General features: G+C 61.0%; 25 protein-coding genes and 1 tRNA gene. 21 read left to right on the top strand and 5 right to left on the bottom strand.

The features are described 5' to 3' along the window. Position 1 precedes the first annotated feature (1 nt). Together ACR65W_RS00585 and ACR65W_RS00580 are read left to right on the top strand one after the other, a co-directional pair. On the top strand, positions 2–1093 hold the full coding sequence (locus ACR65W_RS00585; RefSeq protein ID WP_434502171.1) for an enolase C-terminal domain-like protein: 1092 nt from the start codon (positions 2–4) through the stop codon (positions 1091–1093). A gap of 952 nt (positions 1094–2045) precedes the next feature. Next, positions 2046–2122: transfer RNA gene (locus ACR65W_RS00580), tRNA-Met, on the top strand. On the opposite strand, the gene ACR65W_RS00575 is transcribed toward ACR65W_RS00580, so the two are convergent. Further along, positions 2117–2437: a hypothetical protein gene (locus tag ACR65W_RS00575; RefSeq protein WP_434500663.1), complete on the bottom strand. Its 321-nt coding sequence runs from the start codon at positions 2435–2437 to the stop codon at positions 2117–2119. The genes ACR65W_RS00580 and ACR65W_RS00575 overlap by 6 nt on opposite strands. Positions 2438–2519: 82 nt before the next feature. Then, on the bottom strand, positions 2520–3590 hold the full coding sequence (locus tag ACR65W_RS00570; protein ID WP_434500662.1) for an alkene reductase: 1071 nt from the start codon (positions 3588–3590) through the stop codon (positions 2520–2522). Positions 3591–3999: 409 nt separating this feature from the next. On the opposite strand from ACR65W_RS00570, the gene ACR65W_RS00565 reads away from it, so the two are divergent. Continuing rightward, positions 4000–4491: a hypothetical protein gene (locus ACR65W_RS00565; RefSeq protein WP_434500661.1), complete on the top strand. Its 492-nt coding sequence runs from the start codon at positions 4000–4002 to the stop codon at positions 4489–4491. 270 nt (positions 4492–4761) lie between these two features. Here the strand turns inward: ACR65W_RS00565 and ACR65W_RS00560 are convergent, their stop codons facing one another. After that, entirely contained in the window at positions 4762–5181 is a 420-nt protein-coding gene (locus ACR65W_RS00560; protein WP_434500660.1) for a DUF3617 domain-containing protein, read from the bottom strand. 154 nt (positions 5182–5335) lie between these two features. Here ACR65W_RS00560 and ACR65W_RS00555 point away from each other — a divergent pair, with 154 nt between their 5' ends. Together ACR65W_RS00555 and ACR65W_RS00550 are read left to right on the top strand one after the other, a co-directional pair. After that, a complete protein-coding gene (locus ACR65W_RS00555) occupies positions 5336–5992 on the top strand; it encodes a pentapeptide repeat-containing protein (RefSeq protein ID WP_434502169.1) in 657 nt (218 codons plus the stop codon). A 110-nt stretch (positions 5993–6102) separates the two neighbouring features. Further along, a complete protein-coding gene (locus ACR65W_RS00550) occupies positions 6103–6975 on the top strand; it encodes a c-type cytochrome (RefSeq protein ID WP_434502167.1) in 873 nt (290 codons plus the stop codon). A 1-nt stretch (position 6976) separates the two neighbouring features. On the opposite strand, the gene ACR65W_RS00545 is transcribed toward ACR65W_RS00550, so the two are convergent. Next, the gene (locus ACR65W_RS00545; RefSeq protein ID WP_434500657.1) at positions 6977–7846 is read right to left on the bottom strand and encodes a trypsin-like serine peptidase; all 870 of its coding nucleotides are present in this window, start codon (positions 7844–7846) and stop codon (positions 6977–6979) included. A gap of 326 nt (positions 7847–8172) precedes the next feature. Between ACR65W_RS00545 and ACR65W_RS00540 the strand changes: the two genes are divergently transcribed. From ACR65W_RS00540 to ACR65W_RS00485, 12 genes are all read left to right on the top strand, one after another. Then, positions 8173–10047 (top strand): methanol/ethanol family PQQ-dependent dehydrogenase, encoded by a 1875-nt coding sequence (locus ACR65W_RS00540; RefSeq protein ID WP_434499247.1) that lies wholly within the window; start codon positions 8173–8175, stop codon positions 10045–10047. Between the two features lie 110 nt (positions 10048–10157). Continuing rightward, the gene (gene moxJ / locus ACR65W_RS00535) at positions 10158–11063 is read left to right on the top strand and encodes a methanol oxidation system protein MoxJ (RefSeq protein WP_434499246.1); all 906 of its coding nucleotides are present in this window, start codon (positions 10158–10160) and stop codon (positions 11061–11063) included. A gap of 35 nt (positions 11064–11098) precedes the next feature. Then, positions 11099–11680, top strand: a complete 582-nt coding sequence (gene moxG / locus ACR65W_RS00530; protein WP_434499245.1) for a cytochrome c(L), periplasmic — start codon at positions 11099–11101, stop codon at positions 11678–11680. 66 nt (positions 11681–11746) lie between these two features. Beyond that, on the top strand, positions 11747–12037 hold the full coding sequence (locus tag ACR65W_RS00525) for a methanol dehydrogenase [cytochrome c] subunit (protein ID WP_434499244.1): 291 nt from the start codon (positions 11747–11749) through the stop codon (positions 12035–12037). 128 nt (positions 12038–12165) lie between these two features. Beyond that, positions 12166–13197 (top strand): AAA family ATPase, encoded by a 1032-nt coding sequence (locus tag ACR65W_RS00520; protein ID WP_434499243.1) that lies wholly within the window; start codon positions 12166–12168, stop codon positions 13195–13197. Further along, positions 13194–14039, top strand: a complete 846-nt coding sequence (locus ACR65W_RS00515; RefSeq protein ID WP_434499242.1) for a DUF58 domain-containing protein — start codon at positions 13194–13196, stop codon at positions 14037–14039. Before ACR65W_RS00520 ends, ACR65W_RS00515 begins: the two co-directional genes overlap by 4 nt. An 8-nt stretch (positions 14040–14047) precedes the next feature. After that, a complete protein-coding gene (locus ACR65W_RS00510) occupies positions 14048–14944 on the top strand; it encodes a nonribosomal peptide synthetase MxaA (protein ID WP_434499241.1) in 897 nt (298 codons plus the stop codon). Beyond that, positions 14941–15942, top strand: a complete 1002-nt coding sequence (locus ACR65W_RS00505; RefSeq protein ID WP_434499240.1) for a vWA domain-containing protein — start codon at positions 14941–14943, stop codon at positions 15940–15942. Before ACR65W_RS00510 ends, ACR65W_RS00505 begins: the two co-directional genes overlap by 4 nt. Further along, a complete protein-coding gene (locus tag ACR65W_RS00500) occupies positions 15939–16547 on the top strand; it encodes an MxaK protein (protein ID WP_434499239.1) in 609 nt (202 codons plus the stop codon). The genes ACR65W_RS00505 and ACR65W_RS00500 overlap by 4 nt, the downstream gene beginning before the upstream one ends. After that, complete coding sequence (locus ACR65W_RS00495; RefSeq protein ID WP_434499238.1) at positions 16547–17551, top strand: vWA domain-containing protein; 1005 nt, start codon at positions 16547–16549, stop codon at positions 17549–17551. Before ACR65W_RS00500 ends, ACR65W_RS00495 begins: the two co-directional genes overlap by 1 nt. Continuing rightward, positions 17548–18072: an SRPBCC family protein gene (locus tag ACR65W_RS00490; RefSeq protein ID WP_434499237.1), complete on the top strand. Its 525-nt coding sequence runs from the start codon at positions 17548–17550 to the stop codon at positions 18070–18072. The genes ACR65W_RS00495 and ACR65W_RS00490 overlap by 4 nt, the downstream gene beginning before the upstream one ends. Before the next feature lie 7 nt (positions 18073–18079). After that, positions 18080–18586, top strand: a complete 507-nt coding sequence (locus ACR65W_RS00485; RefSeq protein WP_434499236.1) for a hypothetical protein — start codon at positions 18080–18082, stop codon at positions 18584–18586. A 119-nt stretch (positions 18587–18705) separates the two neighbouring features. Here the strand turns inward: ACR65W_RS00485 and ACR65W_RS00480 are convergent, their stop codons facing one another. Beyond that, positions 18706–19338, bottom strand: coding sequence for a response regulator transcription factor (locus tag ACR65W_RS00480; RefSeq protein WP_434499235.1), 633 nt, complete (start codon positions 19336–19338; stop codon positions 18706–18708). Positions 19339–19447: 109 nt separating this feature from the next. Between ACR65W_RS00480 and ACR65W_RS00475 the strand changes: the two genes are divergently transcribed. From ACR65W_RS00475 to ACR65W_RS00460, 4 genes are all read left to right on the top strand, one after another. Beyond that, positions 19448–20836 carry an ATP-binding protein gene (locus ACR65W_RS00475; protein WP_434499234.1) on the top strand — a complete coding sequence of 463 codons (1389 nt, stop codon included), beginning with the start codon at positions 19448–19450 and terminating at the stop codon, positions 20834–20836. A 16-nt stretch (positions 20837–20852) separates the two neighbouring features. Further along, complete coding sequence (gene pqqA / locus ACR65W_RS00470; protein ID WP_434499233.1) at positions 20853–21071, top strand: pyrroloquinoline quinone precursor peptide PqqA; 219 nt, start codon at positions 20853–20855, stop codon at positions 21069–21071. Between the two features lie 293 nt (positions 21072–21364). Beyond that, on the top strand, positions 21365–21634 hold the full coding sequence (locus tag ACR65W_RS00465; protein ID WP_123174873.1) for an usg protein: 270 nt from the start codon (positions 21365–21367) through the stop codon (positions 21632–21634). 9 nt (positions 21635–21643) lie between these two features. Continuing rightward, the gene (locus tag ACR65W_RS00460) at positions 21644–22165 is read left to right on the top strand and encodes a hypothetical protein (protein ID WP_434502165.1); all 522 of its coding nucleotides are present in this window, start codon (positions 21644–21646) and stop codon (positions 22163–22165) included. Positions 22166–22201: the final 36 nt, after the last annotated feature.

Raw genomic sequence — 22201 nt, 5'->3', positions numbered from 1 at the left:
AATGGCGCTTGATCGACTGACAATCAAAAGCATCAGGGCGCGGCCCTTGATCCTCAAATTGGAACGCCCGATCGTCGCCAGAATAGCGACGATCTCCGACTGGCCTGTGATCCTTATCGATCTGTCCACAAATGAAGGAGTCGTTGGGCGAAGCTACCTCGAACCGTACACAGCAAAGGCGATGAAATACATCGTTGCCGCATTGGAGGATTTTGGCGAGCTTCTCGAGGGTCATGCCGTCGCGCCGACCGAGATATTCGAGCTAACCCGCAAGTCTCTCCATTTCGTTGGCTACCAGGGCGTGAGTATGATCGCCGTTTCGGGCCTCGACATGGCGGCGTGGGACGCCTTGGCGAAGGCCGCGAATTTACCGTTGTGCGTGCTCCTCGGCGGCACGGTTGGGCCGGTGAAGGCATACAACAGCAACGGTCTTTGGCTGACTGATCCAGCGCAATTGGGGGAGGAAGCAGCGATACTCATCCAAGAAGGAGGATTTGCCGGACTGAAGATCCGGCTAGGCCGCACAACCGCAGATCAGGATTTGCGCGCGATCGAGGCGGTGCGCGCGGCGGTCGGCCCCGACGTTCATTTGATGGCGGATTTCAATCAAGGGCTCGATCTTGCTGAAGCGCTCGTGAGATGCCAATCGGTCGACAGCTTGGGCCTGGATTGGATCGAGGAACCCATCGTTTACGACAATCTGGATGGATATGCGCGCCTCGCTTCGCAATTGAAAACGCCGTTGCAGATAGGAGAAAATTTCTACGGTCATCGGGATCTGCACCGTGCGCTTCAAATGAAGGCGTGCGACCTGGTTATGCCTGATTTCATGAGGATCGGTGGCGTAACCGGCTGGCTAAAATCGGCAGCCATTGCGGCGGCGTTCGGGGCGCCCATTTCTACGCACCTCTATCCAGAGGTCGGCGCCCACGTCATGCGGGTTTCAGAAACGTCGCATTGGCTTGAGTGGCAGAATTGGGTCAATCCAATCCTGAAGCAGCCCTATGAGATCGTAGACGGGATGTTGCATATACCCGCTGTCGCCGGAGTAGGCCTCGATTGGGATGAAGCTGCTATTGGAGTCAGGGACTGACTGCTTGTGCTGCGCACGCTCCATGCAAACGGCATGGACGCGAACCCTCGAAGTGAATGCTGGCCGATCGGAAAAGGAGAGGAATCGGCGCGCCGATCGCGCGGCGGAAAAACCTCGCATTGCTTTGCGGCCACTGCGCCCCTCGATACAAATTCGGCCCGCCTTGCACAACACCTACCCAGGCCGAGAGTTTGTCGAGGGCCATCCCAGACCGTTGGGTCGGGCCGAAAACCCCGAATCATCCCGTTCGATTCGCAGTAGCAAGACATTGCCCCAGGCCGACAACACCGTCCCGCCTTCGGCGCCGCCATTCCAGATAGCGACTCTCGTATCCCGCCTATCGGCGCTCATCCCGCTTGATGGCAATCGCAATTCAGATAACGGTCAATCGTATTCCGCCTAGCGACAATCCGGTCCCGGTTAACGACAAGAAATTCACCTGATAACAGGCCCGCGTTTTCGGGAATTCAACTCAGGCTCCTGTTTCTGGCTACACGCTTCCCTGCTTTTTTGCAGCAGGTATCGATGTCATGACGCTGAAATCACGTGGGTTTTGTCGCAGGCGATGGGGGTGAAGGCTGAATTTCTTTCTATTTTTATTCTTGAGCCAGGGAAGGGAGAGGCGAGTGCGGTTCGCAGGGGGACTGCGTCATCAGACAATAGTTTCAATGTGTTATGGTTTCTGCCCAAGCGCTGTGGCGCCGATTTGGCACTGATTGCGTCAGCGTTTCCGTGTGCAAAATTGAGAATGTCGGCAGCCCAATATATTAAAGGGCGGCTTCAAAGCCCGCCGGCGCGACCCAGGATGGGCGACCCCATTCTGATCTGTCGCGGACTCTCATCTAATTTGCCGCGCTACAAATGTGATTATCGCGCTACAATTCGCAGCCTTGACTTGCGCGGGGACGCCGACCTATATCGCAAATTCTTCCAGACCGCTCAGGCGGGTCGGGGCGGAGTAGCTCAGTCGGCTAGAGCAGAGGAATCATAATCCTTGTGTCGGGGGTTCGAGTCCCTCCTCCGCTACCAAATCACCGACGCGGCGATGCGCATGTTGGGGTAGACATTCGGGGCGCCCATAAGCAAAGCAAGGCGTCCCTGAAGCTGGATGGCAAAGCCGTCGCCTGAGGGCGCGACGACTGCTTTCGCGACCAGTTCACGGATTTTCTCCGCCGCCTCCGCGTTGTCGGGGGTGACCCCTCGGCCGAAAACATCGTTTAACTGTCCAACCGGCCTCTCGTAATGCTGAAGCGCGGCCGGGTGCAGGCCGACGATTTTTTCCGGCTCCAGTTGCGCTTCCATCTCCGCCAACAATGCCACCCTCGGCTGGCGAACCGCGCTCATGCCGCAAGCAGGTTCCGAAAAAGTTCAGACTTTTTCGATGAGAACTGCTCCAACATTTTGATTTTGAGCGATTCCTTATCGATCACATGATTCCATGTGATGGGCTCCAGGCCGGATAGTCCGTGTAACCCACCGGACCCTTCGTATAGAAGGTCGCCGGTTGGGGGTCATTCAACGCCGCATGCCTGCGAAGACGCTCGGGCAGGTCCGGGTTGGCGATGTAGAGCTTGCCGAACGCCGCCGCGTCGGCGTCGCCCGCGACGATCGCGGCTTCGGCGGCTTGAGCATCATAGCCTTCATTGACGATATAGGCGCCGCCGAATTCCGCCTTGAGAACGCGCCCGAGCGCGTCGGGCCCCGCATGTTCGCGGGCGCAGATGAAGGCGACGCCACGCTTGCCGAGTTCACGCGCGACATATCCGAAGGTCGCCTCGGGGTCGGAATCGCCCATTGAGTGGGAATCGCCGCGCGGCGCCAGATGCACGCCCACGCGGCCTGGTCCCCAGACGGCGATAGCGGCGTCGGTCGCTTCAAGCATGAGGCGCGCGCGGTTTTCCACCGGGCCGCCATAGCGGTCTGTTCGCCTGTTCGCGCTGTCCTGGAGAAACTGGTCGAGCAGATAGCCGTTGGCGCCGTGCAACTCCACGCCGTCGAAACCGGCCGCCTTGGCGTTTTCCGCGGCGCGCCGATAGGCCGCAACGATTTCCGCGATCTCGGAAAGCGCCAGGACGCGGGGGACCGGATAGGGCTGGTAAGGGCGCAACAGGCTCACATGTCCGGCGGGCGCGATCGCGCTCGGCCCGACAGGAGGCGCGCCGTTGAGATAGATTGGATGCGACACCCGCCCGACATGCCAGAGCTGCAGCATGATCCGTCCGCCAGAATCGTGAACCGCCTCCGTGATCCGTCTCCATCCTTCGGTCTGCGCGTCCGACCAAATCCCCGGCGTGTCGGGATAGCCGACGCCCATCGGCATGATGGATGTCGCTTCAGAGAGGATGAGGCCCGCGGAAGCGCGCTGCACATAATAATCCCTCATGAGCGCGTTAGGGACGCGCCCTTCGCTGGCGCGGCAGCGGGTGAGAGGCGCCATGATGATACGGTTCGGCAATTCCATCTCGCCGAGACGCACGGGCTGAAACAAGATCGACATTTGGATGCTCTGCCTACGGGAGGACGTAATTTGATCGGAAGGGGTTCACTTGCTCGGCGCCGCGCGCCCATCTTTACAAACGTCAAACATCGTCCCAGCCTTATGTTTTGAACCGTTGAGACAAGCCTGAAAGTTTCTACGGGATTTTCCGATGCTGACAATGCCACGCGAGGTGTTTGATCTGGCGAACACCGAGAGACTGGAGTGAAAGATGAGCACGACCCTTCTCAGCGACTGGACTCTCGCCGCATTCAAACAAAGGGAGGAAGAGCGTCGTAGAGAAGAAAATCTTCGTGGAAGAGAGCAGGTTGATGCGGCTCCGTTCGCGCCAGCCGAGGCGCCGCCGCGTGACAACGAGACGCTGCGCAGCGAGTGGACGATCGCTGCTCTGCAAAAAAGATTTGCCGCTTTGGAGCAAAGACTCGCCGCTGTGGAACAAAGAGAAGAAGAGCGTCGGCGATCTGAACGCGTCGAGGCCGCGGCGCGCGCCCGGCGAGAGGAAGAGCAGGAACAGGTCGTTTTGGGCGTCGCGAACGACGTCGCTCCGGATCAGAGTCATGCGTACCCGCATGAGATCGAACAATCGCAATTTGTCCAGGCAGCGTTTGAACCGCCACAGGCGGGAACGATCTTGCACGCCCACGAGCAAGTATTTGAGCAAAAAACCCCCGAGATTGTAAGAGACGCTCAAGGATACGAAAGTCGTTTAGACGTCCGTCCGGCGCGCAGTCGCGGGACGCTCGTGTACAGGTTCGTTTCTGTCGTCATCACGGCTTTGATCGCCGCAGCGATAGGTTTCGGGATCGCCATCTTCACGGTGCCGATCGAGAAAGCGACGCAATTCCATACCTCCGTCAACCGCGCGCTTGACGGGTTGCACTCATTACAGAAAAAGCGCTGAGCTATAGGCGGATGCCTCTTCGACTTTGCCCGCGTGCTCGTCGCTCGGGCAAAAAATGTCCGACGATTGCGCCTCGATTTCCGGCAGCGAAGCTTCGAATTTTTCAAGAACCCGCGCAAACGGTCGGCTGTATAAGTCCGAAAGGATGCGTGCGCGCGTTCGCCCTGCCAAGCTCGGAGCAGAGCCAGCGGAACGGCCTCGCCTGCGCCTGCTATCTCGCCGGAGCAGGGCTTTCGGCGCGGCAGTCCCGACTGGGATTGTCGGGAGCGGCTAGTTCGCGCAGCGTTCGGACAGAAACGTCGCGTCGATCGTGAAGCCTGAGCGACGGGAACTCGCCGTCGTTTTCGACTGTGCGCGATACCAGCTTTGGAAATCGCCGGTGAACAGCAGACTCGTGACGTCACGCGCGTCCTTCGGGCCGCATTCGATGGTGACGATGATCTGATCATTCGCGTGCGTAACAGAAGGCTTCGCGCAACTTTCGTCCTGGGCGCCGATGATGCTATCGCCCTCTTCGATGCAGACGTCATTGGTCTGCAGCCCGATCTCCGGCGAGATCGTCGAAATGCGCCATAGGCCCGGCCGGCGCTTTGGCAATTCAGCGTCGCTCGCCACGGCAGGCGAATGCGCGCCCGCCAAAAACAAGAGAGCGACGACGAGCCCGGAGGAAAAAAGTTGTGCGCGTTGCATCTCAATTCCTTATCGCGAAAGCGCATGGCGATCTACGTGCTGCCAGCCCCGTGGCCGATGGCTGCCACTATTTCCCTGCGTACCCAGGAGATTGTCCTGTTGCGTCTTTGCGCCGGCGTACATAGCTTTGCAGAGCCATATGCCGGGGATTCGAATGATGAAGTCGCCCAATCTGAAGTGGATCGGTCGCGACCTTTTAATTGCCGCGAGCGCGCTACTTTTCGTCGCCGCGCCCCTGCGCGTCTTAGCTGCGGAGATTACTCGCGCAGAGATCGAACAAAAGCTCGCCGAAGCGCATGGTGAGCCGATCGATCTTTCAAATCTCGATCTCTCAGGCGTCGATCTGTCCGGCCTTAACATGCATGGCGCAGACTTCTTCTCCACCAAGCTCGCGGGCGCAAAGCTGGCGAAGGCCGATCTGTCGGACGCGAATTTCACGCGCGCTGATTTGCAGAACGCGGACTTCTCGGGCGCTCGGATGAAAGCCGCGACGCTCTATGCCGCGCTTCTCGACGGCGCGAATTTTGGCGATGCCGACCTCTCGAATGCGCGCATCATTGGCGGCGGCAAGGGCGTGAACTTCCACAATGCGAAGCTGATCGGCGCGGATCTCGGCGCCGATCCCGCCAATCAGGGTATGGTTCCCGTGCGCGCCGAACTCCCCGACGCCAATTTCGACGGGGCGGACCTTACGCGCGCCAATCTCACGCATGCGGTTCTTACCGGCGCCAATTTCACCGCGGCGATCGTCACCGGCGCACGTTTCGACTACGCCGTCCTCGATGGCTCGAACCTTTCTCTCGGGCGCTGACCCCTGCGGCGTCGTGCTCAACTTTCCTGCTTCGTCAGGGAATATTTCCGCGAGACGCAAAGAGAAGGTTGCGTTAAGTGCGCCGTATCCGCCAACAACGCGTCCGCATCATGAGCGCCAAAGGTCCGCCATCGTGTCTGGCTATGCCAGTCGCTCTGCTCGCATTCTGCCTGATCGGTCCTACCGCCGATGCAGGCGAAATCGAACGCGGCCGCTATCTCGTGGACGCGCTAGCCGCCTGCGATAACTGCCATACGCCGCGCGGCGCCGCGAGCTACGATCTCTCCAATCGATTTTCCGGCGGCGCGCAGACATTTTCCGACAAAACCTATGTCGTGCGGGGTCCGAACATTTCTCCAGATAGAGAGACCGGCGTCGGGGCATGGACCGACGAAGAATTGCGCGCGGCGATCGTCGACGGCATTGGCCGGAATGGTCGCCTTGCGCCCGTCATGCCATCGGACTCGTATAAGCCGCTAACGCCGAGCGATCTTGACGCAATTATCGCTTTTCTGCGCTCGGCGACGCCGATCCGCGCGCCGCTTCAGTCGCCACAGCAGCGCAGCGGCGAATGGACGCCCCACCCGATGCCCGGAGCGGCGGCCCCCTTCGATGAAGCGTCTCTTGTCGACAAAAACACGCGGGGCCTTTATGTCGCGTCGCTCGCCCGCTGCCTGTCGTGCCACAGCGAGGAAATCGACGGCGCGCCTGATTATCAAAATCGTCTCGGCGCGGGGGGAAAGTCCTTCCGCAACGCCGCCGGCGTCGTCGTCGCCTCCAACATCACGTCCCATCCGGCAATGGGCGTCGGCGCCTGGTCGGACGATGACTTGAAGCGCGCGATCACACAGGGTGTGGCGCGTGATGGCGCGCCGCTGAGGCCGCCGATGTCGACGCTCTCCAAGGCGCATTTTTCGAAAATGTCGCCCGATGATCTCGACGCGCTTGTCGCCTGGATACGGACGATTCCACCAAAAGAATGAGCTAACGCGGCTTCGACGCGGCGTCACGGATCGCCTCGGCGAGTTCGCCTTCGAAAAGCATCGCCGAACCGAAATGCGTCTCGATATCGAAAGGCCGCTTCTGATTCATGTCGAGCGACGCGCTATGCAAGGCGATCAGACGGCCGTCTTCGGTGAACAGGCCGGAACCCGAGCCGCCATAGCCGTCATTGCAGTCGTGACGCACGCGACGAATATGACCTTCGGTGGGTTCGTCGACGCGATAAACATCGCATGATTCAGTGGTGGCCGCGAGGCTGGAATTGGAATGTCCGGCCGGCGAGACCATCACGACCTTGAAGCGCGCGCCCGTGGCGATATCGCTCGCGTCCGGCGCGGGCTGCGGTTTCACGGCTTCAGGCGTCGGCTGAAGCAGATGCAGCAACGCCCAGTCGTCAGTGATGTGCAAGGCCTTCGACTCGACGGATGCGCCGATGCGCAGGCTGTTCTCGTCGAAATAATAATCGCCGCCGGCGATCCTGAAGAAGCAGTTCGTCACCGGATGCGTTGGGGCGAGACGCCGGTCGACGAAATTATGCGCATTCATCACGACGAGGTCATGCGAACCGATGAGCCAGGCGGCCGCCGCACGCTCCAGCGTTCCGAAATCGGAGTAGCACATGAGCACGCCGGCGCCGGCAAAGCGACTGGCGTCAGCCTCGGTCATCGCTTGCCGCCTGTCGTCGGGGTAAAGCGCGGCGTGGGCTGTTTGCGCGCCGATGCGCGCAAGCGCCGCGCCGAGCAGCATGAGCATGACCAGGGCGAGCGGAAGAGGCGACGAGCGCAGATTCGCCGGAGTGAACAGGCGATGACGGCGCGCAGGCGTATACATTGGCTCAAGAGTTTTTGGCATTCGATGCTTCTGGTGAGGAGGGGATAATCGCCCGTCAACAAAATCTGTGCGCGATTTTGCGTCAAGCGCCACAACGTCAGGAAGCATGGGTAACAGACATGCCAATCTTTCCCGAGACACATTACCGATAAATCGTGAAGACTCGGCCTTGCGCTTAAACTTATATGCCGGCGGATCGTCTCTCGAATTTGCGCGCGAACGCGCAGCGAGAATAAGCGACCGTCAATGAACCATGGCGGCTTGCATTTTGCCGTCTATTTGCGGGGCGACGTCGCCGTCGAAGACGCCGTGAAGGCGTCCGGGCGAGGTTGCAGGAGGACTCGTCGATGAGGAAATTGCTGAATTCCGTGTCCCTGTTGTCCGTGCTGATCGCGGCGCCGATCGTGACGATGTCCGCTGCGACTGCCGAGGATAAGCTCGAAGCTCTGACGAAGAGCGAAGACAACTGGGCCATGCAGGGCAAGAACTACAGCTCCAACCACTACAGCACGCTGACCCAGGTCAACGCCGATAACGTCAAGAACCTCAAGGTCGCCTGGTCGTTCTCGACCGGCCTGCTCAGCGGTCACGAGGGTTCGCCGATCGTCATCGACGGCAAAATGTATGTTCACACGTCTTTCCCCAATAATACGTTCGCGCTCAACCTCGACGATCCGACCCGCATTCTCTGGCAGCATAAGCCCAAGCAGAACGCCGCGGCGCGCGCCGTCGCCTGTTGCGACATCGTCAATCGTGGTCTCGCCTACTGGCCCGGCGACGGCAAGGCGCCCGCGCTGGTCGTGAAGACGCTGCTCGACGGCCATGTCGTCGCGCTGAACGCCAACACCGGCGAGGAATACTGGAAGATCGAAAACTCCGACTTCAAGGTTGGCTCCACGCTGACCGTCGCGCCGCACATCTATAAGGACATTGTGCTCATCGGCAGCTCGGGCGCGGAACTGGGCGTGCGCGGCTACATGACCGCCTATGACGTGCGCACCGGCGAGCAGAAGTGGCGCGCTTACGCCACCGGTCCGGATTCGGATGTGCTGATCGGCGACGACTTCAACAAGGCCAATCCACACTACGGCCAGAAGGGCCTCGGCACGGCGACCTGGGAAGGCGACGCCTGGAAGATCGGCGGCGGCACCAATTGGGGCTGGTTCGCTTACGATTCGGGCACCAACCTCGTTTACTACGGCAGCGGCAATCCGGCGCCGTGGAACGAGACCATGCGTCCTGGCGACAACAAGTGGACGATGACCATTTGGGGCCGCGATCTCAACACGGGCGAGGCGAAGTTCGGCTATCAGAAGACGCCGCATGATGAATGGGATTACGCCGGCATCAACTTCATGATGCTCAGCGAGCAGAAGGACAAGGACGGCAAGCTTCGCAAGCTGCTGACCCATCCCGACCGCAACGGCATCGTCTACACGCTGGACCGTACCGACGGCACGCTGGTCTCCGCCGACAAGATCGACGACACGGTCAATGTGTTCAAGAAGGTGGATCTGAAGAGTGGTCTGCCGGTGCGCGATCCGGAATATGGCACGCGGATGGACCATCTCGCCAAGGACATCTGTCCCTCGGCGATGGGCTATCACAACCAGGGCCTCGACTCCTATGATCCGAACAAGGAGCTGTTCTTCCTCGGCGTGAACCACATCTGCATGGACTGGGAGCCCTTCATGCTTCCCTATCGCGCGGGTCAGTTCTTCGTCGGCGCGACGCTGAACATGTTCCCGGGTCCGAAGGGCGATCGTCAGAAGGCTGAAGGCCTCGGCCAGATCAAGGCCTACAACGCCATCACCGGCAAGTTCAAATGGGAGAAGATGGAGCGCTTCGCTGTTTGGGGCGGCACCGCCGCCACCGCCGGCAATGTCGTCTTCTACGGAACGCTCGACGGATTCATCAAGGCCCGTCACAGCGACACCGGCGAACTGCTGTGGAAGTTCAAGCTGCCGTCCGGCGTCATCGGTCATCCGATCGTCTATCAGCACAAGGGCGTTGAATATCTCGCCATCATGTATGGCGTCGGCGGTTGGCCGGGAGTTGGCCTCGTGTTCGATCTCCAGGATCCGACGGCCGGTCTGGGCGCGGTTGGCGCCTTCAAGCAGCTCGCCAATTACACGCAGATGGGCGGCGGCGTGATGGTGTTCTCGCTCGACGGCAAAGGCCCCTACGACGATCTGAGCGTGGGCGAATACAAGGCGAACTAGTCGCCGTTCGTTCCATCGATCTCATCCGCCTGAGGCGGTTACGAGACGCCTGTTCGGACGCGCCCCCATGCGTCCGAACAGGCGATCGAAATGATCACGGAAAGAAAGCCATGTCGCGATTCACTCGCTTGCCCATCGGCGCATGCTGCGCGCTCGTCATCGCTCTTGCGGCCATGAGCGCAGAAGGCGCTTCGCTTGGCGTTTCCGGCGACGCCGTCTCGAACGCCGCCACCGCTTCGACGGCGGAGCCGTCAGATCCCAATACGCTTCGCATCTGCGCGGCGGAGAACCAGCCGCCGCTCTCGATGGAAGACGGCTCGGGACTTGAGAACAAGATCGGCGTTGCGCTCGCCGACGCCATGAAACGCAAGGCGCAATTCGTCTGGTCGCAGCGGCCGGCGATTTATCTCGTGCGCGATTCTCTCGACAAGAAGCTCTGCGACGTCGTCATCGGCCTTGATACCGGCGATCCGCGCGTCGCGACGTCGAAGCCTTACTATCGGACCGGTTATGTCTTCGTCAGCCGCGCCGATCGCGACCTCGACATCAAATCCTGGTCCGATCCACGCTTGAAGAAGCTCGGCCACATCGCCGTCGCCTTCGGCTCTCCGGGCGAAACGCTGCTCAAGGACATGGGCCAATATGAAGACAACATGGCCTATCTCTATTCGCTGGTGAATTTCAAATCGGCGCGCAATCAATACACGCAGATTGATCCCGCTCGCATGGTTGGCGAGGTGGTCAGCGGCGCCGCCGATGTGGCGGTCGGCTTCGCCCCAGACGTCGCGCGCTACGTCAAGGCGTCATCGGCTCCGCTGCGGATGACGCTGATCGAAGACGATGCGGCGAAGAGCAATGGCGAAAAAGTGCCGCAGCGCTTCGATCAATCGGTCGCGGTGCGGCGCGACGACAAAGCCTTGCTGGCTGAAATCAATCAGGCGCTCGTCGCTGCTCGGCCAAAGATCGATGAAATCCTCAAAGTGGAAGGCGTTCCTCTTCTTCCCGTCACCCAATGATGCGCCGCGCGCAAACGAAAAGCAGGACGAAATACGTGTCGAATAGCAAAAGAAGCGTTTCCCTGTCCCTCATCGGCGCCGCGGCCTGTTTGGTTGCGCTCGGCGCCATCGCGCAGACCGCAGGGATCACATTCCGCAACACGATCACGGGCGAGGTGCTGAACTTCAATGACGCGCTGCCCGAGGGAAAGGACACCGAGGGCGTCAAGCAGTTCATGGCGTCCGGCAAGAATCCCTATAACGAAGATGTAAGCTGTCTCAAACAGGGTGAACAGCTCTTTCTGTCCGCCTGCTCCGGCTGTCATGGCCACCTCGGCGAAGGAAAGATCGGCCCTGGCCTCAACGACTCCTATTACAGCTATCCGCAGAACGAAACCGACGAAGGATTTTTCTCGACGATCTACGGCGGCGCGCAAGCGTCCATGGGGCCGCAGTATGAGAATCTGACGCTCGACGAAATGCTGAAAGTTATGGCCTGGGTCCGTCACCTCTTCAAGGAGGAGCCCGAAAAGGCGACTTGGCTGACCGCCGAGCAGCGCAAGCAGTTCAAGCCCTACGCCGGTCACGAGACGTTGCCGGATAATCCGCCCGGTCAATGCCAGCCAAAAGCGAAGTAGTTTTCACGTCTCCGTCGCCCGGGGACGCAAACAAGGAGGCGCGAGCCTCGTAAAGGGAGGAAACTGATGCGTAAGATGCATTTCGCCGCGGCGCTTGCCGTCGGCATTTTGTTTGGCGCCGGCGGCGCGCTCGCCTATGACGGCACCAAGTGCAAGGCGCCCGGAAATTGCTGGGAACCCAAGCCCGGCTTCCCGGACAAGGTCGAGGGGTCGAAATACGATCCCAAACACGACCCCAAGGAAATCGCCAAGCAGCAAGCGTCAGTTGAGGCTATGGAAGCACGCAACAAGAAGCGGGTCGAGAACTTCAAGAAGACCGGCAAGTGGGAATATGACGTGAGCAAGATTGCTCAATAAGTTTCATCGCGACAAAAGCGCGATGATCTAGCGGCCACGATCTGGAGCCGGCGTATTCGACAACACGCGTCGGTCCCATTCCCGAGATCGTGGCCGCCTCTTTTTGTTTGGCGCGCTAAGGTCAGGCCTTGAACGAAACTCTGCACGTCGTCCAGAAGCTCTCCGATTGGCGCGCGCGCGCCCTTGAGTTTGAACAGGAAATTCAAAAGGCAGTCATCGGGCAAGCGCGCGTCGTCAGGCTCGTGACCATCTGCATTTTCGCGCGCGGCCATGTGCTGATCGAGGGCGATGTCGGGGTCGGCAAGACGACGCTGCTGCGTTCCGTGTCGCGCGCGCTTGGCGGCGATTTCGCTCGCGTCGAAGGCACGGTCGACATGATGCCGAGCGACATTCTTTATCATACCTATCTTGGCGAAGACGGTCGGCCGCGCGTCGATCCATCCGAGCTTCTGCGCCTGGCGGAGACGCTGCCGGTCTTCTTCTTCAATGAGATCAACCGCGCGCGCCCGCAGGTTCATTCGCTGTTGCTGCGGCTGATGGCCGAGCGCAGCGTGTCGGCGTTCAATCGCGAGCATCACTTCCCCTATCTCAATGTGTTCGCTGATCGGAACATGGTGGAGCGGGAAGAAACCTTCGAACTGCCGGCGGCCGCGCGCGACAGATTTCTCATGGAAATTCTTATGGCCGCGCCGGACGATGAGGACGCGCGCCGCAGGCTGGTTTTCGATCCAGCGTTCCATGATACGGAAACCCTGCTCGAGAGGGTGAACCCCGGAACGCTGGACTATCGCGAGACGCCTGCCATCGCGCGCGCGATCCAGACACATGTGAGATCGAGCGACGCGCTTGAACGCTACGTGCTGAACCTCTGGCAGGCGCTTGTCGAGCCAAGTTCGGCCGGCGTGTCGCTGCCGGACGTCGACCTCGACAGTCTCGTCAAGGGCGGCGCGAGTCCGCGCGGACTGGCGGCGCTGGTGCGCGCCGCGCGCGTGCGCGCCTGGCTCGAAGGGCGCGATTATCTTGTTCCGGAAGATGTGCGCGATGTCTTCATTGAAGTCATGGCGCACCGCATCTTTGTCGATCCGATCCACGCTCTGCGCGGCGACGATATCGTCAAGCGGCTGTGCCGCGCGGCTTTCGACGCGACGCCCGTGCCATGAATACGATCGTCGATATCCTATATCGACCGCGCGGTCGCTTTGCCGCCAACCACGTCGGCGCTCACACGTCGAGCGAGGTCGGCGGCTTTGGAGTCTTTCGCGACCAGGCGCCTTTCATGCGCTATCCGGACGCGCGCCGCATCGACCTTCGCGCGACGCTGCGCGATCCGTTCGGCGTAACCGTCGTGCGCCGCTTTGAGCAAAGGGCGGCGATCGACGTTTACGCGCTCGTGGATCTTTCCGCGTCGATGGGGTTCGCCGGAGCCGTCGACCGATTTCAGGTCGCCGTCGATCTTTGCGGCGCGCTGGCGTATTCAGCGACGCGCAACGGCGATCGCTTTGGCGCGTTCGCTTTCAGGGAAACGCTGATCGGTGGCGCGACGCTACCGGCGACCCGTTCGAGAAGGGCGGCGCTCGCCGCCGTCGAAAGGATCGGCGTCGAAACGCCCAGCGGATCGAGCGCTAAAGGCGTGCTCGACGCCGCCGCGGCTCTCGGCGCCACACGCAAGCTGGTGCTTCTCATTTCCGATTTTCGCTGGCCCGCGCAATTGATCGAGCAGGCGTTCGAGGCGCTTTCACTACATGACGTCGCGCCGCTCGTTCTGATCGACTCTCTCGAAGCCGCGCCGCCGAAATGGGGCGCGCTGGAGCTTTGCGACAGCGAGAGCGGCCGCCGGCCGCTCCTGTTGATGCGGCCCGCGCTCCAGCGGCGCTGGGTCGAAGCCGAGCAGTCCCGTCGCCGAAGTCTCGCCCGCGCGTCTTCAAGACGCAGCCGAGCGCCGATTTTTATCCAAGACAGTTTCGACGCCAGCGATCTCAGCATGCGGCTGACGGCGGCGTGAGGCCTGCGATGCGCATTGCATGTGTCGCCCTGATGCTCGCCGCGACGTTTCCTGCGTGTGCGCAGGAAACGACGGTGCGCATCCACTCGGCGCGCCCGTTCGGCTATTTCGTAGGCGATCTCATCCATGCGCGCATCGACGTCTCCGCGCCCGCGGACGCCGTGCTTTCGCGCGCCTCCTTGCCCAATCCCGGTCCGCTCACCGGTTCGCTCGATCTAAGGGACGTCAAACTTACCGAGACGTCAGAAAACGGCGCGCGCCTATGGCGTCTCGATCTCACATATCAGAATTTCTATGTCGCGCTCGATGCGCGCGACATCGAGATTCCTGGGTTCGAACTCTCCATTTCGACCGCGACGGGCGCGCAGACCGTGGCCGTTCCCGCATGGAGGATTGGCGTTTCTCCTTTGCGGGAGGTTGCGCCGCAGAAGCAAGAGCAGGCGTCGGATTATCTGCGTCCAGACGGTTCGTCGGCATTCGTTGATGAAGCCACGCCGCTTAATCTGGCGTTCGGCGCCGCCGCCGCCGCCCTGCTGGCGCTCGCTCTTGTCGCGCGGGATCGCGCCTGGCCGCCCTTCCAGCAACGGAAGGCGCGAGTTTTCTCAGCGCTCGCGCGTCAAATCTCGACGCGGCGCGCCGCCGATGACGCGAATCTCGCCGTGGCGATTCAATCGGTGCATCGCGCGCTCGATCGGGCCAATGGCGCAATTCTGCTGTCAGGCGACGTTCCGGAGTTCCTCCGCAGACATCCGGAATTCAAGCCGCTGCGCGTCGATTTCGAGCTATTTTTCGAAACCTCGAAGCGGCGTTTTTTCGGCGGCGAAAGCTCCAAGGACGACGACTTTGCCGCCGAGCAGCTCGCGCAATTTGTCGGCAGGCTCGCCAGGCGGGAGCGCTCAGGATGAGCGCCGTCGGCTTTGATCACCTTGAGGCGCTGTTCCTGGCGCCTCTGGCGCTGCTTCCGCTGCTGCGGTCCGTCTTGCGCGGCGCGACGATCCCCTCGCTCCTCGCAGCTCCGGTCGACGGCCTTTCCATCGTCGCCGGCATTCTTCTGAAGTTCTGCGGCGTCGTGGCCATCGGCGCCAGCCTACTCGGCGCCGCCAGCCCCTATGTCGCAGGCGCGGACGTCGAGCGCTTTTCCGAGGGCGCGCAGATCGTCATGCTGATCGACCGCAGCGGCAGCATGAACGAGACCTTCGCGGGGCGAACGCCGTCTGGGGACGAGGAGTCGAAAGCCGCTGCGGCAAGGCGCATTCTCAAGCGCTTTGTCGAAGCGCGCCGTCACGATCTCGTGGGCGTCGCGGCGTTTTCGACGGCGCCGATGCTGGTGACGCCGATTTCGGACCATATCGGCGCCACCGAAGCGGCCATCGACGCGATCGACCGCCCGGGCCTCGACTATACGAATATCGCGCGTGGGCTCGCCATGGCGCTCTCGATGTTCAAGACGAGCCAGGCTGATCTGTCGCGCGCGGTCCTGCTGATATCCGACGGCGCCGGCGTCATCGATCCAAAGCTGCGCGACGATTTAAAGGCGGAATTCCGCAAGACGAACGTCAGCCTTTGCTGGCTGTTCTTGCGCACCCAAGGCAGCCGAGGCATCTCCGATCAGACGGGGGACGACGATGAGTCGCCACAGGCAGCGCCAGAACGTCATCTCGATCTCTTCTTCAAATCGCTCGGCGTTCCTTACCAGGCCTTTGAGGCTGAGGGCGTCGAGGCGACGGAGGAAGCCTTAAAACAGATCGACAGGCTCGAACGCCATCCCGTCCGATATGTCGAAAAATTGCCGCGCACGGATCTGAGCGCGTGGGGCTTCGTGCTGGCGCTCGCCGCGACGCTGCTTCTCCTCGCGGCGAAGCTCGCGGAGGTCAGGCTGAGCGTCGGGGACAACGCGCGATGATGGCCTTCGAGACGAGGATCACGATCCTGCGCAACAAGGCGCGCGCGCTTTGGCGTGAAGCGAAATCGACGATTCTGGTCGCGCTCTTTCTCGCGCTTATCCTCACGACGGCTGCATTGCTCGCCGAATGGCGCGGCGCCGTCGTCGCCAACGATGCGATCGAAGCGATGCGCGAGGGCCGCGACGTCGCCGTCGACGCGAACGACAGGCCGGAAACTATTCTCGCGCGCGTCGCCTTCCTTGCGACGCGAAGCGAAATCGATCGCGCCCGAGCCTTGGTGGAGGCGCTCGATCGTAGCGGGCGCATCGAAACGCGCGCGCGGGGTCATTATCTCTTGGCGAACGCGCTGCTGCGCAAGGCGTTTGATCATGTCGAGCGCTCGGAACTCGAAGCGGCTAATCCGTTCGTCAATCTCGCCAAGCGCGAATATCGACGTGCGCTGCAGCTCGCGCCCGACTATTGGGACGCGAAGTTCAATCTCGACGTCGCGGCGCGGCTCGTCCGGGATTTTCCGGATTTCGAGAGAAAGAGCGGCGACGAACTGAGCGCCGATCCCAAGAAGCTCTGGACCGATATTCCCGGCAAACCGAAAGGACTGCCGTGATGCGCCCGGATGTGCGCGATCCCCGCGTCGCTCTTCTCGCGTTGGCGACGCTGTCGCTCGCAGCCACTTTCTTCGCGCCAAAGATTATGATCCGGCGTCCGTCATTCGATTTTCTCGCCATCGTCGACATCACCGGCAGCATGAATGTTCGCGATTACGCCGCCTCCGGCCGGCCGGTCAGTCGTCTCGACGCCGTGAAAGCCGCGCTTCGCGCCATGCTCGCGGAATTGCCCTGTCCATCGCATGTCGCTCTCGGCGTTTTTACCGAACGCAGGCCATTCCTGCTGTTCGAACCGATCGACGTCTGCGCGGATTTCACGCCTCTACAAGCTTCGATTGAGGCGCTCGACTGGCGCATGGCCTGGGAAGGCGACAGCCGAATTTCGGCCGGCTTTTTTCGCGCCATCGCTATGGCGAGGGAATTGAAAAGCGACCTGCTGTTTTTCAGCGATGGCCAGGAAGCGCCGCCGCTTCCCGCGCGTGGCGCGCCGACGTTCGAAGGGCGTGCGGGCGAGGTGCGCGGCCTTGTCGTCGGCGTCGGCGGCTATGAGCTTTCGCCCATCCCGAAATTTGACGATAGGGGCCGCGAGGTCGGATTCCTCGGCGCCGACGACGTTCCGCACGAGAGCCGCTTCGGCTTGCCGCCTGAAGGCGCGGAGCGGCGCGAGGGCTACAACGCCCGCAACGCGCCGTTCGGCGCCAGTGCGGCGGTCGGCATCGAGCATCTATCTTCCGTAAAGGAGGACTATCTTCGTTCGCTCGCCGAAAAGACCGGGCTTTCCTACGCCCCTCTCGAAGACGGCAAGCGACTGTGGAAGGACTATGCCGCGGTCGCGTCCGTCCGACCGCGTCAAGCAGCGCTCGACCTGCGCCCGTTCTTTGGCGTAGCAGCTGCGCTTCTCACGTTCATGGCCGTCGCCGCAACTTTTTTCGCGCAGGCTTTCATTCAAATGCGCCGCGCCGCGCCGTTCTACCGCTTTCCACAACCAAGGAGATCCAAATGAGGAAGCTGCTGGGGCTCTTCGCCCTTCTGATTTGCGCGCCTGCGCTCGCGCACGGACCGACGCCGATCAAGGTGGACGAGACGATCGTCATCGCCGCCGATCCCAAGGCCGTATGGGCTGTAGCCGGTAAGTTCGACGGGCTCGCGAACTGGCACCCTGACGTACAGAGCGTAGCCGCCAAGGGCGGAGACGCCGCCGGCGCGGAGCGCGAAATCACCCTCAAGAAGGGCGGCGTTCTGAAGGAAGGGCTCGATGAATATGACGCTTCGGCGTTCAAACTGTCCTGGCGCATGTCGGATCCAAATCTCGATGCGCTGCCCGTAAGTTCCTACACCGTCACCTTCACGATCGAACCTGCGTCGGCGGGAGGGAGTCTGGTGAAATGGTATGGCCGTCTCTATCGCGGCGACACCAGCAATGAGCCGCCGGAAAACCTCAATGATGACGCCGCGCGCACGGCGATGGCGAGCTACTTGCGCGACGGTCTCCAGGGCCTGAAGAAGAAAGTGGAAGGGAAGTAGCTCTGCGATGCGCTTTCGCGGAGCGATCCTTCTTGCAGGCGTCTGCGCGCTCTTCGCCTCATGCGGCGAAGAGCGGCGCGCCGCCGAACAGGATGATCTGATCGAGTCTGAGGCGCGTAGGGGCGCTGACGTCTGGCTGCGCGCCACCGATCGCACGGAACCTGCGCTCTGGCTGGCGCAACGCGAAGCCGGCGGCGCCGTCGGCGTGCGTGAACCTGCGGTAGAGCGCATACGCGCGGCTCTGCTCTCGGCGCAGCCGCATTTCCTCGAGTCCGACCGCATGCTCGCGAATCGTACCGCTCAGGTTGGGCAGATGCTCGCGGCCGACGGCCATGCCGAGGACTTCGCGCAATTGATCAGCTCGCTTGTCGCGATCGCCGCGACCGCCGGCCAAAAGCAGACCTATGGCGAGGTCTGCCAGCACTATTACAATCTGCGCCACAGCGGGGCTGAACGGGAGGCGGCGCTGCGGATGCTCGCCGCCCGTTATCGAACGCAGAAGCAATTCAGATAGCGGCACCTAGAGCAGGTTCCGAAAAAGTTGACAGACTTTTTCGATGAGAACCTGCTCCGACGTTTTGATTTTGAGCGATTCCTTATCGATCACATGATTCCATGTGATCGGGAAGCGCTCTAGACAAGCTTCATCGCAACCTTGTTTTCGACGGCGATACGCAGAAGATCCGCTTTCGAACGCGCGCCGAGCTTGCGCTTCAGCAGAATGCAATTATTCGCGACGGTCTTGTAGGAGACCTTCAGAATATGCGCGATTTCGGTCATATCCTTGCCGTCGGCAAGATTGCGCAGGATCTCGATTTCCCGGCCGTTCAGCGCGTCGAGGGGGTTGCTGGCGCGGCTCTGGTCGGCGAAGGCGAGCTTGAGCGCGAGAGTGTTCGACAGATAGCGCTCGCCCGCCGCGACGGCGCGGATCGCCTTGATAAAGACGCGCGGGTCCTCACTCTTCGCGACATAGCCGCGCGCCCCGCCCTCGATCGCCCGCGCCGCAAATACCGGATCGTCGTTCATGGTGAAAATGATGATTTGAGCGTTCGCGTCCCGCTTCAAGATGCGGCGCAGCAGTTCGAAGCCGGAGACGCCGGGTAGATTAATGTCGAGCACCACGACGTCGGGCGCTGCGGACGCGTAGGAGTCAAGCGCCTCGTTGGCGTCATGCGCCTCGAGCACTTCGATGTCTTTTTGTCCCGAAAGCATGCCGCGGCAGCCCTCGATCACCATGGGGTGGTCGTCGACGATGAGAATGCGCATCCTTATTCGCTTGTTTGAGAGCCTGAACCTATGTTGGGAAAACCGCTAGTCTTGTCAATCGACTGTAAATGGACGTCAGCGGTTAAGCATGGAGACGAGGGCGTTCATCATGCGCGGGGTTTCGCTTAAAGCCAGACTGGGCGGATTGATCGGCGTCGTGCTCATCGCGACCTTGCTGATCAATCTTGCAATCCAGCTTCTTCACGCCGGCCCGCGCGTGCGCGCGGAAGCGGGAAGCAATCTCAGATTGATGCGGGAAGTTGTCCTAACAACGATAGCAAATCTTCCCGAAAACGAAGATCCGCTCCCCGCGTTGCGGCGTCTCTACGCGTCGCTGGGGAACCTTCGCCATGCCGATGTCGAGATCCTCGCCGCCAACGAGACCGCTCCGCGCGATTGGCTGGAGAAGATCCGTCGTTCCGATCGAGGAGTTCCGGAATGGTTTGTGAAGCTCGTTGGCGCCTCGCCGCGCGTCTTGACAATTCCCGTGATCGTCGGCGGGCGCGCTTACAGCAATATTGTGGTGATCTCGAACCCCTTCGACGAACTCGAAGAGATCTGGTCCGACATGCTATGGCTTGCGGCGATCAGCCTCGCCGTCACGATCATCTTCCTGACGCTCGTGCTCCTGTTCCTGCGCTACTCGCTTGCGCCTTTCGATGCGCTGAAGTCCGGCCTGGCGCAATTGGAGACAGGCAAGAGCGGCGTGCGCCTGTCGGTCAGCGGCGCGACGGAATTCCGATCGATCGCCGCCGCCCTGAATTCGCTCGGCGCGACGCTTGATCGCGTCAAGCAGGAGAATCGCGAACTCGTCGATAGGCTTTTTCAGGTGCAGGAAGGCGAGCGCAAGGATATCGCGCGCGATCTGCATGACGAAGCCGGTCCTTGTCTGTTTTCGATACGCGCAACGTCTGCCGCGCTACAGGAGCTTCTCTCGCATCCCGCTCCCGATCTGGGCCGACTGAAACAGATGAGCGTAACGATCGACAAGGCGAGCGAGTCGCTTCAAGCGCTGTTCAGAGGCCTGCTTGGACGGCTGCGGCCAAAAGGCCTCGAGGAACTTGGTCTGGAACCGGCGCTGAAGGCGCTCTTCGCCTCATGGGCGCTTACCCATCCCGAGGTCGATCTGCGGCTCGTCGCTCGCCACGATCTCTCGTCCCTCGACGAGGAGACGGCGCTGGCGGCCTACCGTGTGGTGCAGGAGGGCGTAACCAATATCTTCCGCCACGCGGGCGCGGATAAGGGCGAGGTCACTCTGGAATTCGGCTTGGACGCGTCAGCGGACTCCTCCGGGTTCGACGCGGAAGCGCCGCCCCAACTGAAAATCACGATCGAGGACAATGGCGTCGGCATTTCGGAGCGCTTTGCTCCAGGCATGGGTCTGCTTGGCATGAATGAGCGCGTGCGCGCGCTGGGCGGCGCGCAGCGAATCGAAAGGCGGGAGTCCGACGGCACGCGGATTACGGTGTCGCTTCCGCTGCGGGACGACGGCGAGTGATTGAGACAAGGAGCATATGCGCCCGACGCCCGTCAGGAGCGGGAAATGTTGGAAGCGTGGATGGCGAAATTTTGAAGGTGTAACGATACGCGCCGTTCATTATTCTCTACCGGAGCCGTCGTATCGGGCGGACTACGTAAATTGGAGGAGCAACGCCATGGCCTGGTCGCAACCGATCATCGTCGAAATCTGCGTCGGTATGGAAATCACCAGCTACGAATCGGCTGAGATCTGATCAGCCTGTCGCGTCGGTTCGATATCGGGCTCGCCCAATCTGAAGCAGCAGGCCGCGCCTGGTCGACCGAGTAAACTGAGCTGGCGCCGTCGCTTGCGACGGCGCTGCTGTTTTCTGTCTGCCTTCCGAATGCAGACTTCTCTGAGCTGCGCCGGGATTGAGCCCTGCATTTTTGGCACTCACGCACGGCTGCTGATAGCATATTGTTTTTTCAGGCCTTTGCCTTTCCTGGCGCTTGCGCTCCGAGGATTTGCTCCTAATCTGAAAGGAATCAGATCGTCAAGGAGCAGGCCATGGCGTCCAGCGGCTTCCGTTTGCAGCTTCAAGGCTACGGCCTGACGACGGCGAATATTCTCTATCGTCTGCCGGACTATCCGAAGATCATCCAATCCTACATCTGGCAGGAATATGATCTGCATCCCGAGTTTCCGGAGCTGCGCAAATTTCTCGATTTCTGGATGCGCAGCCTCGATGGCCCGCTGCATTCCGTCACCGTCGCGCATTCGAACCTCATCAAACCGGCTGAGTTGAAGCTCCTCGACAAGGAATTCAAGGTGCACTGAAAAACTAATATGGCCGCCGTCTTGCGCAACGCGCTTCGTCGAGACAAAATCGATGCGGGTTGGAGCGAGGGCGCTGTGAGGGACGAGAGCGATACGAAATCATGGCTGGGAGTCTGGGAAGCGGCTGCGCTGATCGTTGTCGTGGCGACGGCTTTCCTTCTCGCGAGGCAATACCGGGAAAGCCTTAATGTCGATGAGCCGCTGGAGCCTCTTTCGCTGGCTTTGGAGCGCGAAGCCGCAGAGGTGAACGCGACGCTTCCGGAAATGGTCAGCGAGGGCGTTCGTCTCGATAAGGCGACCGCGGGTCCGGGCAACGCCTTCAATTACAGCTATACGATCGTCGACGATGAAGCGGCGAGAACTCTGATCGGCAATGCCAAGAAGCTCGCCGATTTGAAGACCCAGCTGCAGGAGCGCGTGTGTCTGACGATGCCGAATCACCGCTCAAGCGGCGCCATCATCCGATATTCGCTGAAGGACAATAAGGGCGAGATGATCGCCGACGTCTCAATTGATGCGAGCGACTGCTGAAAGGGCGAGGGCGCCGGCTTTGGCGCGCGGCGCTCG

This window comes from Methylocystis sp., assembly GCF_051062815.1.
Lineage (GTDB): Bacteria > Pseudomonadota > Alphaproteobacteria > Rhizobiales > Beijerinckiaceae > Methylocystis.
This window is presented reverse-complemented; position numbering and strand designations above follow the sequence as displayed.

Bases quoted from the DNA above. Each gene is read 5' to 3' on its own strand.
- ACR65W_RS00460 (WP_434502165.1), top strand. From the start codon at position 21,644: ATGGCCGCCGTCTTGCGCAACGCGCTTCGTCGAGACAAAATCGATGCG.
- ACR65W_RS00525 (WP_434499244.1), top strand. From the start codon at position 11,747: ATGCGTAAGATGCATTTCGCCGCGGCGCTTGCCGTCGGCATTTTGTTT.
- ACR65W_RS00465 (WP_123174873.1), top strand. From the start codon at position 21,365: ATGGCGTCCAGCGGCTTCCGTTTGCAGCTTCAAGGCTACGGCCTGACG.
- ACR65W_RS00505 (WP_434499240.1), top strand. From the start codon at position 14,941: ATGAGCGCCGTCGGCTTTGATCACCTTGAGGCGCTGTTCCTGGCGCCT.
- ACR65W_RS00485 (WP_434499236.1), top strand. From the start codon at position 18,080: ATGCGCTTTCGCGGAGCGATCCTTCTTGCAGGCGTCTGCGCGCTCTTC.
- ACR65W_RS00540 (WP_434499247.1), top strand. From the start codon at position 8,173: ATGAGGAAATTGCTGAATTCCGTGTCCCTGTTGTCCGTGCTGATCGCG.
- moxJ (WP_434499246.1), top strand. From the start codon at position 10,158: ATGTCGCGATTCACTCGCTTGCCCATCGGCGCATGCTGCGCGCTCGTC.
- ACR65W_RS00555 (WP_434502169.1), top strand. From the start codon at position 5,336: ATGATGAAGTCGCCCAATCTGAAGTGGATCGGTCGCGACCTTTTAATT.
- ACR65W_RS00575 (WP_434500663.1), bottom strand. From the start codon at position 2,437: ATGAGCGCGGTTCGCCAGCCGAGGGTGGCATTGTTGGCGGAGATGGAA.
- ACR65W_RS00495 (WP_434499238.1), top strand. From the start codon at position 16,547: ATGCGCCCGGATGTGCGCGATCCCCGCGTCGCTCTTCTCGCGTTGGCG.
- ACR65W_RS00480 (WP_434499235.1), bottom strand. From the start codon at position 19,338: ATGCGCATTCTCATCGTCGACGACCACCCCATGGTGATCGAGGGCTGC.
- ACR65W_RS00475 (WP_434499234.1), top strand. From the start codon at position 19,448: ATGCGCGGGGTTTCGCTTAAAGCCAGACTGGGCGGATTGATCGGCGTC.
- ACR65W_RS00550 (WP_434502167.1), top strand. From the start codon at position 6,103: ATGAGCGCCAAAGGTCCGCCATCGTGTCTGGCTATGCCAGTCGCTCTG.
- ACR65W_RS00585 (WP_434502171.1), top strand. From the start codon at position 2: ATGGCGCTTGATCGACTGACAATCAAAAGCATCAGGGCGCGGCCCTTG.
- ACR65W_RS00490 (WP_434499237.1), top strand. From the start codon at position 17,548: ATGAGGAAGCTGCTGGGGCTCTTCGCCCTTCTGATTTGCGCGCCTGCG.
- ACR65W_RS00500 (WP_434499239.1), top strand. From the start codon at position 15,939: ATGATGGCCTTCGAGACGAGGATCACGATCCTGCGCAACAAGGCGCGC.
- ACR65W_RS00515 (WP_434499242.1), top strand. From the start codon at position 13,194: ATGAATACGATCGTCGATATCCTATATCGACCGCGCGGTCGCTTTGCC.
- pqqA (WP_434499233.1), top strand. From the start codon at position 20,853: ATGCGCCCGACGCCCGTCAGGAGCGGGAAATGTTGGAAGCGTGGATGG.
- ACR65W_RS00570 (WP_434500662.1), bottom strand. From the start codon at position 3,590: ATGTCGATCTTGTTTCAGCCCGTGCGTCTCGGCGAGATGGAATTGCCG.
- ACR65W_RS00545 (WP_434500657.1), bottom strand. From the start codon at position 7,846: ATGCCAAAAACTCTTGAGCCAATGTATACGCCTGCGCGCCGTCATCGC.
- ACR65W_RS00560 (WP_434500660.1), bottom strand. From the start codon at position 5,181: ATGCAACGCGCACAACTTTTTTCCTCCGGGCTCGTCGTCGCTCTCTTG.
- ACR65W_RS00510 (WP_434499241.1), top strand. From the start codon at position 14,048: ATGCGCATTGCATGTGTCGCCCTGATGCTCGCCGCGACGTTTCCTGCG.